Source organism: Pseudomonas sp. CP4 (genome assembly GCF_047758505.1).
GTDB lineage: Bacteria > Pseudomonadota > Gammaproteobacteria > Pseudomonadales > Pseudomonadaceae > Aquipseudomonas > Aquipseudomonas fluorescens_AO.
The window spans coordinates 4,675,082-4,689,951 of the sequence record NZ_CP180489.1; the positions used below are offsets into that span (position 1 = coordinate 4,675,082).

Genomic DNA, 14,870 nt, shown 5'->3' on the forward strand with positions numbered 1-14,870 from the left:
ACCTGTCAGATCTGACAGGTGCGCAAGATCATTTTCTGTGCATTGGCGGGTTGGTTATCGCGATCGGTATCAACCAAAAAAAAAACGGCCGGGCATCTTTGCAGATGCACCGGCCGTTTCGATGTGGCGAAAAACTTACTGCACTTCAACCGCCAGACTTTCGCTGATCTTCTGTTGCCAGATCGCCGGGCCGGTGATGTGTACGGATTCGCCTTTGCTGTCCACCGCGACGGTGACCGGCATGTCCTTGACCTCGAATTCGTAGATCGCTTCCATGCCCAGCTCGGCAAATGCGAGCACCTTGGACTTCTTGATCGCTTGCGCAACCAGGTAGGCGGCGCCGCCGACAGCCATCAGGTACACGGCTTTGTTGTCCTTGATCGCTTCGATCGCGGTCGGGCCGCGCTCGGATTTGCCGATCATGCCCAACAGACCGGTCTGCTCGAGGATCTGACGAGTGAATTTGTCCATCCGCGTTGCGGTGGTCGGGCCCGCCGGGCCAACCACTTCGTCACCGACCGGATCAACCGGGCCGACGTAGTAGATGAAGCGACCCTTGAGGTCGACTGGCAGGGTTTCACCCTTGTTGAGCATCTCGACCATGCGCTTGTGCGCAGCGTCGCGACCGGTGAGCATCTTGCCGTTAAGCAATACGGTTTCACCCGGCTTCCAGCTCTGCACGTCTTCCGGGGTCAGGGTGTCGAGGTTGACGCGACGTGCCGACGGGCCGGCTTCCCAGACGATTTCCGGGTAGGCGTCCAGCGGTGGCGCTTCCAGCGAGGCCGGGCCGGAACCGTCGAGCACGAAGTGCGCGTGACGGGTGGCGGCGCAGTTGGGGATCATGCACACCGGCAGGGAAGCGGCGTGGGTCGGGTAATCCATGATCTTCACGTCGAGCACGGTGGTCAGGCCACCGAGGCCCTGGGCGCCGATGCCCAACTGGTTGACCTTCTCGAACAGCTCCAGGCGCATTTCTTCGATGCGGTTCTGCGGGCCACGGGCCTTGAGCTCGTGGATGTCGATGGATTCCATCAACACTTCCTTGGCCATTACCGCAGCTTTCTCGGCGGTGCCGCCGATGCCGATGCCGAGCATCCCCGGCGGGCACCAGCCGGCGCCCATGGTCGGCACGGTCTTCAATACCCAGTCGACGATCGAGTCGGACGGGTTGAGCATGGCCATTTTCGACTTGTTCTCGGAACCGCCGCCCTTGGCCGCCACGTCCACTTCCACGGTGTTGCCCGGGACGATGGAGTAGTGAATCACGGCCGGGGTGTTGTCCTTGGTGTTCTTGCGCGCACCCGCCGGGTCGGCGAGGATCGAGGCACGCAGGACGTTTTCCGGCAGGTTGTAGGCGCGACGCACGCCTTCGTTGATCATGTCGTCCAGGCCCATGGTGGCGCCGTCCCAGCGCACGTCCATGCCGACACGGACGAACACGGTGACGATACCGGTGTCCTGGCAGATCGGACGGTGGCCGGTGGCGCACATGCGCGAGTTGATCAGGATCTGCGCCATCGAATCACGGGCCGCTGGCGATTCTTCGCGCAGGTAGGCTTCGTGCATCGCCTGGATGAAATCCACGGGGTGGTAATAGGAAATGAACTGCAGGGCGTCGGCAACGCTCTGAATCAGGTCATCTTGCTTGATCACGGTCATGAGTCGCGCTCCTCTAAAACACGATGGGGCAGCTACAAGCTTTTAGCTTCGAGCGGCAAGTTAAAGCATTACGCGGACAGCTTGAGCTTGCCGCTTCAGGCTTGCGGCTTGTAGCTGTCCCTTTGTGGCGCGACGCTAAAAAGGCGCGGCAGTATACCGCGGCTCGGTTGGGCGTACACGTGCCAGCAGTCATTCATTGCGCCAGCTGCAAGCTTCAAGCATTGAGCGGCAAGTCAAGGCAATACGCGGACAGCTTGAGCTTGCCGCTTGAAGCTCGCGACTTGTAGCTGCCCGTCTGGGCCAGGCGGGCCACACTTTTGACGTCATTTTCCCGGCCCGAAAATCGGTGGTCATTTAGCGACCGGGCCTCTAAAGTGGCATCCGGTCTGTAGAGTAGGACACTCGGTCAGCCTCCTATCGCACGGTGAGTCAACGATTGACCCATAACGCCATTCAACGCCTTTTGCTCAAACGCTTCGCCCTCGCTGCGGCCACCTACGGATTGGCTTTGCTGCTGCTGTGGCTGGCGTTTTTCACCGGGCATTATCAGCAATCGCTCAGTGGCGTGGCCATCGGCAGCGCCCTGGTGGTCATCAGCCAGGCGACCCTCTTCGGGCTGTTCTGGAGCGGGCGCAACCAGCGCTTCGCCGACCCCAGCCTGACCGAAGCGCAAGTGCTGATGGGCCTGGGCTGGCAGACGTGGCTGATCGCCCATGTCGACGAGGCACGCGGCGCTTTTCTGGTGTTCTACGTGCTGATCCTGTTGTTCGGTCTGTTCCATCTCACCCGACGCGTGTTCATCCGCTGTGCGCTGCTGGTGTTTTTCAGTTTCTGCGCCATTACCCTGTGGGACGCTTACCACTTCCGCTTGGCCGAACCTGCGCTCGCGGCGTTGCAGGTGTGCATTCTGGCGATGGTGCTGGCGTGGCTGGTGCTCTATGCACGCTTTGTCCAGGTTTCCCGACAACGTCAGCGCCAGCGCCGCTTTGCCTTGCAGGCGCATCAGGACACCCTGCGCGGGATGATGCGCCAGCTCGAAGATCTGGTGGCCACCGATGAGCTGACCGGGCTGTTCAATCGCCGACACTTCCTGCGCATTGCCTCGCGCGAGCTGAACGCGCTGGACAGCGACGTGATGCACGGCCTGGCGCTGATCGATCTGGACCACTTCAAACGCATCAACGACCTGCACGGCCACGCTGCCGGCGATCAGGTATTGCAAGCGTTTGCCGGGGTGGCGCAAGCGTGCCTGCGCGACGGTGACGTGCTGGCGCGTTATGGTGGCGAAGAATTCGTTGTGCTGGTGCCTGACTGTGACGCCGAACGCCTGACCGCGTGTTGCGAGCGTTTGCGCATCGCCTTCAGCGAGGTGGAATTGATGGGCCTGCAAGTGCGCAACCTGAGCCTGTCGGCGGGCATGACCCTGTTGGCCGTTGGCGATGATCTGGATGAGGCGTTGCAGCGTGCCGATCAGGCGCTGTACCGGGCCAAGCGCGACGGGCGCAATCGCTGTGCCGCCGCGTGGGAGAACGTCGATGCCTGAATTGCGGGTCGGTGATCGGCAGTGGACGGTCGCGGCGGGCAGCAACCTGCTCGATGCGCTCAACCACAACGGCGTCGCCGTGCCCTACAGCTGCCGCGCCGGCAGTTGCCATGCCTGTCTGGTGCAATGCGTTCAAGGCGCACCCACGGATAATCGTCCGGATGCGCTGAGCGCCGAGCAACGCCTGCAAGGCTGGCGGCTGGCCTGCCAATGTCAGGTGAATGAAGATCTGCAGGTGCACACCTTCGATCCCATTGCCGACGGTCGCCCGGCCGTCGTCGAGGCGCTGGACTGGCTCAGCGACAACGTTTTGCGTCTGCGTCTGGTCCCGCAGCGGCCACTGCGTTACAGCGCCGGCCAGCATCTGGTGTTGTGGATCGGCCATGTCGCCCGTCCGTATTCATTGGCAAGCCTGCCGCAAGAAGATCGCTTTCTCGAGTTTCACCTCGATTGCCGCCAGCCCGGCGAATTCATCGATGCCGCACGCAAGCTGCAGATCGGCGACGCGATCCGTCTCGGCGAACTGCGCGGCGGTGCCTTGCATTACGATGCGGACTGGCACGCCCGACCGCTCTGGCTGCTGGCCGCCGGCACCGGTTTAGGCCCGCTGTTCGGCGTGCTTCGTGAAGCCTTGCGCCAGGATCACCAAGGCGCCATCCGCGTCATTCACCTGGCCCATGACGAACGCGAGCACTATCTGGCCAAACCCCTTGCCGCACTGGCCGCGCAGCGGGAAAACCTCAGTGTCGAGCTGTGGACAGCGGCCGAGTCGGCCGCCGCTTTGGCGCAACTGCGCCTTGTTTCCCGGAAGACCCTGGCCTTAGTCTGCGGCTCGACGACCAGCGTCGACGCCTTCGCCAAGCGTCTGTACCTGGCCGGATTGCCGCGCAATCAACTGCTGGCCGACGTGTTTGTGAGCCGTGGTTGAGCGCTGATATCTCAGACGCGAGACACGCCATGACCGAAGCCATCCTGCTGGAACGCGAACGCGGTGTGCTGACCCTGCGCTTCAACCGCCCGGACAAGAAAAACGCCTTGACCCGGGCTATGTACAGCCGCCTCGCCGAAGCATTGAAACAGGTCGACAGCGACCCGCAAATCAATGCCGTGCTGATCACTGGCAGCGCCGAGTGCTTCACGGCAGGCAATGACATTGCCGATTTCATCGAGCAACCGCCGAGCGATCTCGACAGTCCGGTGTTTCACTTCATGCTCAATCTGCTCGAATGCCGCAAACCGGTGATCGCCGCCGTGGCCGGTGCCGCGGTGGGGATTGGCACGACACTGTTGCTGCATTGCGATCTGGTCTATGTCAGCCGCGATGCGCGCTTGCGTATGCCGTTCGTCAATCTTGGTTTATGCCCGGAGTTTGGCTCCAGTCTGATCCTGCCGCGTTTGCTTGGGCAGGCAAAAGCGGCAGAGTTGTTGTTGCTGGGTGAAAGCTTCAGCGGTGAACAGGCTGCGCAGTGGGGGATTGCCACCGAAGTGCTGGACAGTGGCGCGGCTGCGTTGAGCAAAGCAAGGGAAATGGCGCTGCGGTTTGATGAATTGCCGGCCAAGGCAGTGCAAATCAGCAAACACCTGATGCGAGCGCCGGATCGCGAGTTGTTGCGCAAGGTGATCGAGGAGGAGGGCGCGTTGTTCACCCAGCGCCTGCGTTCGCCGGAGGCAGTGGCGGCGTTGAGTGGGTTTTTTCGCTGAATCTTGAGACGCCTTCGCGAGCAGGCTCGCTCCCACAGGAGATTGCATTTCAAATGTGGGAGCGAGCCTGCTTGCGAAAGGGCCTTACCAGACAAATTATCTGTTGAATCTAAGCAAAAAAAGCCCCGCCATTCACCTGGCGGGGCTTTTGCGTTTCAGCTGCCGGTCACTCAGACCTGGGGGTCGCCGACATGCAGGATCTTCATGCCATTGGTGCCACCGGTGGTGTGGTAGCTGTCGCCCTTGGTCAGGATGACCCAGTCGCCTTTTTCCACGACGCCGCGCTTGGTCAGCTCATCGATAGCTTTCTGGCTGACTTCGTGCGGTTCCAGCGAGGCCGGGTCGAACGGGATGGTGTAGACGCCACGGAACATCGCCGCGCGGGCCTGGGCTTCGCGGTGCGGAGTGAACGCGTAGATCGGCACCGAGGAGCGGATACGCGACATGATCAGCGGGGTGAAGCCGCTTTCAGTCAGCGCGATGATCGCTTTGACGCCCGGGAAGTGGTTGGCGGTGTACATGGTCGCCAGCGCAATGCTCTCGTCGCAGCGGCTGAATTCCTTGCCGATACGGTGGCTGGAGGTCTTGCCAGTCGGGTGTTTCTCGGCGCCGACGCAGATGCGCGCCATGGCCTGTACGGCTTCCAGTGGGTACAGACCGGCGGCGGATTCGGCCGAGAGCATGACGGCGTCGGTGTAGTCGAGCACGGCGTTGGCCACGTCGGACACTTCGGCGCGCGTCGGCATCGGATTCTGGATCATCGACTCCATCATCTGCGTCGCGACGATCACGGCCTTGTTGTGGCGACGTGCGTGCAGAATGATTTTCTTCTGGATGCCCACCAGTTCGGCGTCGCCGATTTCCACACCGAGGTCGCCACGGGCCACCATCACCGCATCGGAGGCCTTGATCAGGCCGTCGAGGGTTTCGTCGTCGGCCACGGCTTCGGCGCGTTCGATCTTCGCCACCAGCCAGGCAGTGCCGCCGGCCTCGTCGCGCAGTTGACGGGCGTATTCCATGTCGGCGGCGTCACGCGGGAAGGACACCGCGAGGTAGTCGACTTCCATTTCGGCGGCGAGCTTGATGTCGGCCTTGTCTTTTTCGGTCAGGGCCGGCGCGGTCAGACCACCACCGCGACGGTTGATGCCTTTGTGGTCGGACAGCGGGCCGCCGATGGTCACGACGCAATGCAGTTCGGTGGCGGTGGCGGTTTCAACACGCATCACCACGCGGCCGTCGTCGAGCAGCAACTCGTCGCCTAGGCCGCAGTCCTTGACCAGATCCGGGTAGTCGATGCCGACCACCTGCTGGTTGCCTTCGGTCAACGGATGGCTGGTGGAGAAGGTGAACTTGTCACCGATCTTCAGCTCGATCTTCTTGTTGGCGAATTTGGCGATACGGATTTTAGGGCCTTGCAGGTCGCCGAGCAGGGCGACGAAGCGGCCGTGCTTGGCAGCGAGGTCACGCACCAGTTTCGCGCGAGCCTTGTGCTCGTCGGGGGTGCCGTGGGAGAAGTTCAGACGGGCAACGTCCAGACCAGCCAGAATCAACTGTTCGAGAACTTCCGGCGAGTTACTGGCCGGGCCAAGGGTAGCGACGATTTTGGTACGACGGACGGACATGCAAAGACTCCTGAGTTCAAGCGCAGGCAGAGGCTACTATGCTCGAAGGGTGTAGTCATTGTTCGAATGCACTACTTATCGTTTTCTTTATTGAACGCGGCAACTTTGCGCTCAGCGCGCCTGAAGATTTCCGACCAGGGGTCGATACAGAGCACAAGACAGGAGAACCCCCATGCGATTGTTGCCCATTGCCGCCCTTGCCCTCAGCGTCCTCGCCGCGACCGGTTGCACCCGTTGGTCGATGAACCATCATTTGAACAACGCCTACAGCGCCTATGAACGTGGCAATTGCGAGCAGGTCATGCTCGAGCTGTCCAAGGTCGAACGCGCCAGCCGCGCCCGCCCGTATGTGTGGCCGGAAGTGTCGATGATGCGTGGCCAGTGCCTGGAACGGCAGAAGCTGTACATCGACGCGGTGCAGACCTACCAGTTCATCATCGCCTCATACCCGAACAGCGAATACGCCTACCGCGCCCGCGCACGTCTGGAAACCCTGCAGAGCCTGGGCCATTACCCGACACGCAGCGCCGCTGCGGTGGTGCGGCCGACACGCTTCTGACGGCGTTGTCGTACAAAATCTGGCCCTCTGTACAAGCTCCGCTATAGTCAAGGAAACCGCTTGCGAGCCTTGTCTCGACGGCGGCGCAACACCTGCGACTGGCCGTGGTAAAGGTGACGGCGCTATGCGAGCGTCACACCGGAAGCGGGGAGAGCGGGCCTGCCGCACAGGTTCGTTCCGAAGCACAGGTGCGGCTCCTTGCGGAGCCCTGCATGGCGAACAGCACATCATGTTTACCGACCGCCGGATCGAACGGCACCAATTGCCGTATTACCTCAGAGTCTTCAACAGCGTCACCGACAAACCTGTCGGCTTTCTCGGCAATGTGTCGGCGGACGGGCTGATGCTGATCAGCCAGTTGCCGATGATGGTTGGGGTGGATTTCCAGTTACGTCTCAAAGTCCCCGCCCGCGATAGCAGCCAGCAAGTGATCGATTTCAGCGCCTGCTGCGTGTGGTGCCATGAAGACGCCACCCCGTTGCATTACGACGCCGGTTTCATCCTGCGCCGCGCGCCGGCGGAATTTGGCCAACTGGTGTTGGCGTTGCAGCGCTACTTCAGTTTTCAACCGCTGCCGGCATCGGCTTGATTAGATTCCCCTGAGTCCAGGTAGCCAGGTATCGAGCGTGCGCCCGCCGGTTGAATAATTGTTTCGCTATTGTCAGGACGTTTTTAATGCCAATAAGGTCTTGTTGACTGTCAGAATTGACAGTGGTCGCTCATTCCGCAGTCCCGTAGCTTCAGTGCAAGTTTGCCTACTTGCGCAGGAGCACTGAAATGGACGACGAGATTGGAAAATCCAAGAGCGGGAATGAGCAGGAGAGCGAGAATCAAGCTCACACCAACCGCTTAACGGCCAAATCTCTCGCTGATAAGGCTTCCTTCGCAGGTGTGGCCGAGGGGAAACAATATTCCGATGTATTCTGGACCAACACTGTCACCACTACCCTTCATCAGACTCACCCGCGCGTGCCTGGATTGACAACCGAACTGAAGTGTCAATACAGGTTTGAAAATGGGTGGATTTATGTAAGGACCTTAATGTACAAAATGACTACCCGATATGGTAACTGGTATCGCGCCAATATTGATTTGGCGCTCAAAGCGGGTGGATATCAACGCATAAACTCACCGGACAAGATGAACCAGGACACGCAGTGGCATAATTACGTAATTCACCTGAGCGTGCCACTTGGAGACTATGGTGTAGAAGTTTATCTGCAAATGCGTGTTGATTATGACGGAACTAATAACGATGTTAAGCCTGGGGAGGGCTGGAATCAAAAAATTATTCCCGCACCGCCACCTGTCATAACATCGCCGAAAACAGATGAACTGGTCAGTATGCCTTTCAATGTTGAGGGCGACGGTCATCTGCCTGGCGGTATTATCTATCTGTCAGGGTTGCGGGGTCCTTATTCAGTCGCGTTGGGCACCGCGATTGCGACAGGGGGCGGTAAATGGGCTGCGTTTATTACATTGCCCTCGGACATTACGTCTTTTTATGCGATCCAGCATATAGGTTCTGAGAGATCGATTCTCTCCAGTTCCGTCACGATTCGAACAGTGCACAGTGCAATAACCTCACCCTCGGCAAATGCCTTGGTGAATCACTCTCAGTTGGTGTTCAAGGGAACTCGTAACAAGGAATCCGAAATTTCGGTACAGGACGCGCGCAATAATAATGTTCCGTTGACCATTAGCGACAATTCCAACACGGACACCTGGGAGCTTCCCCTTAAGTCAGGGATATTCGTCCCCTCCGGTGTTTTTTTTGTCAGAGCAAAAAACGTATCGGCCGGTCACTCCAGCACTTACTCAAACGAAGTAGCCTTGAGGATGTTGGGTTTTCCCGCCATTGATTCCGAAGTTGTGCAAGACGCGGCTTTCGATCTTGAAGGCGATAATGGGTTGCCCGGCGCCAAGGTAGAAGTTTTTGAGGATCTGAGCAACTTCCGGTTAGGTACAAGTGAGGCGCTGACAGACACTCATTGGCTCGTCAAGTTGAAAGGCTTGCCACCGGGTCCGCTCTCTCTTGTCGTGAAACAAACGCTCCAAGGTCTCTCGTCCGGGGCATTCAAGGCCCACGCCTTTAGCATTCGTCCTCCTGCGCTGGAAATACCACACTACGAATTTCCAGCCGCACAGACAGTGCAGTTCTCCGGCGCCGGCCACTACAACCCGAAACTCGTGACGCGGATCCGGTTCATCGTCAAAAGTTTCCCTGGCACCACGCCACCGAACACGCCTCCCATCGTCAACGTGCAAAAAGATGGGTCCTGGGTCGTAACAGCAACAGGCTGGGGAGTGGGCAATTATTCAGTCGAGGTTGTGCAGCAGATCGCCGATAACGCCAGTGACTGGATCGACTCGCATGCTTGTCAATTTGAAGTCAGACACTCGCTGCCACAGGTCAGCGAAGTTACTCATACCCCTGCCTATCGTCCGGTGTTCAGCGGCAAGGGCTACCCAGGTGCGACTGTCCGGTTTACATATCCTGACGGCTCGGAATTTGCTCCTGATGCCGCTGTGCGGAATGAGCGGTGGTCCAGCGCTACTCCAAAGGAGCTGGGGCCGACGAAAGATCAGCGAATCTTCATATACCAATCCATTGGGGATGTAGATTCGCCTGCGCACCTCGAGTATGTGTTTTCCATCCCGCCTCAGGCGCCAGGCCTGAACGATCCACAAGAAAACGGCCAGTCGCCAATATTTACCGGCACCTGCTGGCAGGGGGCAAAGGTCCTCCTGGCCTTCAACGGCGAAGGCCGCTACGTGGCTGAAACAGACGGGAATAAATGGCGGTACGAAAAACCCGGTGGTTTTGCTCCTGGGAATTACACCATCAGCGTCACCCAGTTTGCTGCCGAACAGGAGTCGGGCCCGGTCAGAAAAGACTTCACCGTCAGACGGAACATGCTGAAACCGCAGATCGCCACACCGCTGGAAGGTGCCGTGGTTGCAGCGGATCTGATTGTGACCGGCGGCAACGGCATGGCCGGCGCCTCAATGCAATTGCGCGATGCGCAATATGGCAATGTACTGGGGCAACTGGACTTGACCGCAGATGGCCCCTGGTCGATCAGCCTGACCGATCTGCCGCGGCGTGGGTACAGCATTGATGCGCGGCAAACGCTGGAGGAGCAGAAATCCGAGCCCAGTGATCCGCGTTCCTTCACGGTAGCGCTACTCGCCCCGCAGATTACCGTTCCGAAGCAGGACGGCACGATGACGCGCGATGGCAGGATTGAGGGCACCGGTTGGCGCGGCGCCTGGGTTGAAATATGGGACGTGGATGCGAACGTGCAACTGGCTACCGATATCGAGGTCCAGCCTGATGGCTCCTGGTACTCGGAGTTGAAACAGTCGACGGGTCACCATCAACTGTGGGCCCGGCAATCGTTCGCGGGGACCCGGTCCGAAGAGAGCCCGATACGAAGCTACAGGGTTGTCCCGAATGCTCCCGCCATCGAGACCCCAACCGCCGACGATCATGTAGGAAGGCGAGTGTGGGTGTGCGGTTTTGGCATACCCGGCGACAAAGTACTGGCGACACTGGGCGATGCCCGGGGAGAGGCCGTGGTTGCGGACAATCGCACCTGGTCGATGCTGATGAACCTGAGTGTTGCAGGCGGCAATCACGCGTTGCAGGTGATTGCTTCATCCGCAGAGTTTCAATCTGAGCCGACCCTGCAGCAGCTGGCGGTGGGCACTTATCTGCCAGTCATCGAGGCGCCGCAACCGGGGCGCCAGGTTGATCGCAACCCTTGGTTCCGAGGACATGGTCGCCCTGGCGTCGGCCATCTGGTGAGCTGGTTCAATCCTGAGGTGGTCTGGCTCGAGCACGTTCCAGTGGACGGAGGGCAATGGCAGGGCCAGTCAGGACAATCGCTGCCGGCAGGTGGCACTTGGTACTGGTTTCACCAGACGCTCACTGATGACGAAGGAGAAACGGTATCAGAGCGCGTGCTGAGTTCTCGTTTCGAGGTTGACGCTGGAGACGCGCCAGCGAAACAGCGTCGGTAGAAGCCGATGAACGGTAGATAAACCTGTCAGTTCTGACAGGCGACAATCGGCAGCCATGAGCGCTTAATTGCAGTCAATCCGACGTCGCTCCGGACAATTGGCGAAGTGGTTCAGCGCCGTCATACCCAAGGATACCGATCATGGCAGATACGCTTCGTCCCGCTCAGCAATTGCTCGACCAGATATTCGGTGCGCCAGCGTTCGCTGACGATACCGGCCTGGCAAAGCTGCGTGCCGACCTCCAGGACAGCTCGATTTTCCCTCTGGTTAAACACAACGCCGAGGGCTTGATCAGCCGATATGGCCTAAGTCCCGTTGATGCGCAAAAAATCATCCGGCCACTGCGCTCTATGGCCACCTATATCTTGCGCCAGTACATCGAGCACACCCAGCGCGGGAGCCCCGAGGCGCCAGCCGAGCCTTTTAGTGGGCTGCTTTCCATTGTCGACGGTCCCAATCTGGAGCGTCTGTTTGCACCCAGGTTTGAACAGATGTGTCCTGTGGGTTCGCCCGAGGCTATTGATTCGCTGCAGGCGTATCTGGTGAACCTGTACCAGTTCGTTGATGAGATCGAGGTTGCAGGCGACCCCGCAATCAAGCCATTGCATGATCGGCGAGCTGACCTGAAGCGCCTGATGATCGACGAGCAGTCGACGCACCAGCGCGTGTCTTCGGTCGAAGTCAGTACATCGATCCTGCAGGCTTTCATCGACTCGTACATACCGATAGAGGATCAGCAGGAGGCAATGATTGCCGCGCGTTATCCCATTGGTCTGCCCTACTACAAGCCCTGGAGCACCATCGAAGAAGTGGTGCGTTCCCATGAGCTGTTGGCAGGTGATTTTGTGCGGGCTACCGATTTGCTGGCCCCGGGTTTCCTGCGTTCGGATGACTGGATCGCCGGATCCGGGGCGGCATGGGCCCTCGACACGGGCCTGGGGCCCTACCAGCGCGAGCTTCTGACAGAGCCTTTCATCCCGCTTGACGGTGGAACCTCTCCGCAATTTTATCTGGACAACTTCGGGGCCGAAGGCATAGATGTAGGCAACCTCAATCAGGTCAAGTTTTTTTGCGAACGGACAGAGCTCAACACGCCAGAGCTAACGTGTCTCTTGTCGGTAGGCGCTTTCGAGTCGGAGCGCTCGCCAAACATCAAGTACGACACCGTCGACGACGACAAATCCGAAAGCGGTCGCTACGGATCGGTTTATATCAATGGCGGGAAGCATCCCGGTATCGGCTTCGTCGCGAGTAGCAGCCAATACGCGCGAATCTACCTGGCACCCTACACCGCTCAGGGCCTGCACGGTTTCGACCGGATCAACCGCAAGTTACGCCTGGACAAGTGGTTTGAGATGCCCAGTGGCGAAGTGGATGACGTCGTGGCTGCCTTGATCAACGCCGAGCGTCGCGGCGCGGGAAACGAGAAGTGGGCGATTTCCGAAAACGTCGTTCATGGTCTGGGCCTGTTCCAGCGGTTGCGCAAGCATTACAACTGTTCTGCGGCGGATTTCGCCGTGTTCGTCGACCAATTGGCGATCTATGGTCGCGGCGAAGCACTCTCGCAGTTCGACCGGATCTTCAATAGTCAAGGAAGTCACAGGGCCCCTTTTATACTTGACGGGGAAGGCTTTGACTGGATGCCCGCGCCGGGTATTGTCGACCTGACGATCAGTCAATTGTGCAGTGCACTGGGTATCAGCCTTCAGACCTACGCCTATCTGGCTCTCGCCGTGGCCAGCGCCTATACGCCCGATCCAAAGTTGTCGCGCAGCAGGGCAGTCATTTCGAGCTTCTATCGACTGGTGGCACTGGCGCGAATGTTCGGGATCGCCCCCGTAGAAGCGATTTCGCTGTTGAGCCTGCTCGGAGGGAAAGCGTGGCTTGACGGTCTGGCGGGAGAACCGAGCATCGATCCCGCTGGGGAAGGTCCGGATGTCTTGCACCTGATCGAAGCCATGCACACCTGTGTCCAGTGGTGCCGTCAAAGCGATCTGCCGGTGCTTTGGATGTTGCAGCACGTCTCGCCTTTGTTGCCGGTGAGCCAAGCAACGGATCGCGACTTGCAGTTTTTTGGACAGGTTCGCGGCCTGCTGCCCGCAGCGCTATTTTCCGAGAGCGCCCTGATGATGGCGGGCGTGCCAGCTGCAAGGGTCGACAGCTGGGTGCAATTGCTGTCGATCGAGGCCGCAGGTCTGCAGCCCCTGATTGATGATGATGGTCTGCTGCTGGCCCCCTGGGGGACGGCCGAGCAATACCGCCTCTTTGTCCTGAACAAACTTCGCTGGGCGATCAGGACCGCTCTCGGCGACCTGCCCCCCGCAGAACTTGAAACGACACTCGCGATCATGCTGACAGTCTTCAATCAGGCCAGCGAGGCGCAGTCATCGATTGTCCAGGAAACCCTTGCCGTTTACGCCAATATTGAAGCCGAGAAAGTCCTGCCAACGCTCAATTGGGCTGGCGCGACGGTGGCCGGGTTATTGCGTCAGATAAAAGACCTGCCGATGACCGAAGCCGAACAGCCGCGTCGCGCACGCACTGAAAGTCCCCCTGAACTGCTTGGAGTTCTTGCCCAAGTGCGCCGCTTCAGTGAAATCGTCACACAGCTCGACTTGAGCGCGAATCTGCTGGAGGACTATCTGGCCTATGGAGCTCAGGCCTGGATCGGCCATCCGCCGGAAGATTTTTCGTTGTCCACACTTTACTACCTGACGGTGATGACCCAGGCGATCGCCATGAGCGAGCAGCCTGAGCAGGACTTGCTGGATTATTTTCAAGAGGTCAATGAGCTGCGTGAAGGTCTCAGCGGTGATGCACTGACGCTGGCGCAAAAGGCAGCGGAAATCAGGCTGGCGCTCTTTTTGGGCTGGAGTGTGCAAGACGTGCATGAATGTCTCCTGCACATAGTGCCGACGACCAAGGTGCTGAAAAATCTCGCTCAGCTGGACGTTCTGATGCGCTTGCGCAGGCTGTCTGCAGAGAGTGGTATGGATGCCAAGACCATTCTCCTGATCGGCAAGCTGCCGGAAGAAGACGTCGGCAATGCCTATGAAGCGGCTGCCGAGTTCGCCTGGCTCAGCGACGAACCGCTGGTTCCCGTTATTCCGCGGGCGGGCGATCTCGATCAACTGGTCAACGTGGTCTGGACATTGAGCCCTGCCACGGTCATCGCCAACAAACCCGGTGAAAAAGCCGTCTATACCGTTACTGTCACCGACGCCGATAACAAGCCGATCAGTGGCCTTCGCCTGAACTGGCAAACGACCCTGGGCGATATCGTCAGCAACGACACCAATCTACAGGGTGAACTCACCGCGACCTTCACGCCGGGGGCGTTGCCGGGCAGAGAAACACCGCTCTTCTGGCCTGCGCTGTTCAAGCCGAGACCCGCAGACCCCGTTGATATTGTCGTGGACCTGACCTCCATGACGCCTGAGAAGACATCACAGCTGCCGCCTGGCAGTGTCCGGATCGGCCAGACTGTCGCATTCAGCATTCAGTTGCTGGATGACTACGGCAATCCCGGCAAAAAACGCAAGGTTGAGTGGAGCTGGAGATTGCAAGCGCCCGGCAAAGGGGTCGCGATCATTGAACCGGATCATGGCGTTACCGATGAGCAAGGCCGCTCACAGGTAGTCGTCTCCAGTCATACCGGCGGCACGTTCGAAATCATCGTGAAAAGCACGGATAGCGGCAATACAGCCTATTTCGACTCCATCACGTTCGCAGATAACGAGCCGGCTTCCTGAGGGTATCG

General features: G+C 59.2%; 9 protein-coding genes. 7 read left to right on the top strand and 2 right to left on the bottom strand.

What is annotated here, in order from left to right; translation table 11 throughout:
* Positions 1 to 135 precede the first annotated feature (135 nt).
* Positions 136 to 1,659 (bottom strand): fumarate hydratase, encoded by a 1,524-nt coding sequence (locus ACMYUN_RS21040; protein ID WP_007916251.1) that lies wholly within the window; start codon positions 1,657 to 1,659, stop codon positions 136 to 138.
* Between the two features lie 436 nt (positions 1,660 to 2,095).
* On the opposite strand from ACMYUN_RS21040, the gene ACMYUN_RS21045 reads away from it, so the two are divergent.
* The 3 genes from ACMYUN_RS21045 to ACMYUN_RS21055 are packed head-to-tail and all read left to right on the top strand — an operon-like array spanning position 2,096 to position 4,903.
* Positions 2,096 to 3,202 carry a diguanylate cyclase domain-containing protein gene (locus ACMYUN_RS21045; protein ID WP_415761670.1) on the top strand — a complete coding sequence of 369 codons (1,107 nt, stop codon included), beginning with the start codon at positions 2,096 to 2,098 and terminating at the stop codon, positions 3,200 to 3,202.
* Positions 3,195 to 4,130 (top strand): iron-sulfur-binding ferredoxin reductase, encoded by a 936-nt coding sequence (locus ACMYUN_RS21050; RefSeq protein WP_415761672.1) that lies wholly within the window; start codon positions 3,195 to 3,197, stop codon positions 4,128 to 4,130. The genes ACMYUN_RS21045 and ACMYUN_RS21050 overlap by 8 nt, the downstream gene beginning before the upstream one ends.
* Positions 4,131 to 4,159: 29 nt before the next feature.
* Positions 4,160 to 4,903 (top strand): enoyl-CoA hydratase-related protein, encoded by a 744-nt coding sequence (locus ACMYUN_RS21055; RefSeq protein ID WP_415761673.1) that lies wholly within the window; start codon positions 4,160 to 4,162, stop codon positions 4,901 to 4,903.
* 170 nt (positions 4,904 to 5,073) lie between these two features.
* Here ACMYUN_RS21055 and pyk read toward each other — a convergent pair whose 3' ends face one another.
* Entirely contained in the window at positions 5,074 to 6,525 is a 1,452-nt protein-coding gene (gene pyk, locus ACMYUN_RS21060; RefSeq protein ID WP_415761674.1) for a pyruvate kinase, read from the bottom strand.
* 172 nt (positions 6,526 to 6,697) lie between these two features.
* Between pyk and ACMYUN_RS21065 the strand changes: the two genes are divergently transcribed.
* The 4 genes from ACMYUN_RS21065 (at position 6,698) to ACMYUN_RS21080 (ending at position 14,862) form a co-directional block, all read left to right on the top strand.
* Positions 6,698 to 7,084, top strand: coding sequence for a tetratricopeptide repeat protein (locus ACMYUN_RS21065; protein WP_016773461.1), 387 nt, complete (start codon positions 6,698 to 6,700; stop codon positions 7,082 to 7,084).
* Positions 7,085 to 7,313: 229 nt separating this feature from the next.
* Positions 7,314 to 7,673 (top strand): PilZ domain-containing protein, encoded by a 360-nt coding sequence (locus tag ACMYUN_RS21070; RefSeq protein ID WP_415761675.1) that lies wholly within the window; start codon positions 7,314 to 7,316, stop codon positions 7,671 to 7,673.
* Positions 7,674 to 7,861: 188 nt separating this feature from the next.
* On the top strand, positions 7,862 to 11,110 hold the full coding sequence (locus ACMYUN_RS21075) for a hypothetical protein (RefSeq protein WP_415761676.1): 3,249 nt from the start codon (positions 7,862 to 7,864) through the stop codon (positions 11,108 to 11,110).
* A gap of 140 nt (positions 11,111 to 11,250) precedes the next feature.
* Positions 11,251 to 14,862: a Tc toxin subunit A gene (locus ACMYUN_RS21080; RefSeq protein WP_415761677.1), complete on the top strand. Its 3,612-nt coding sequence runs from the start codon at positions 11,251 to 11,253 to the stop codon at positions 14,860 to 14,862.
* Positions 14,863 to 14,870: the final 8 nt, after the last annotated feature.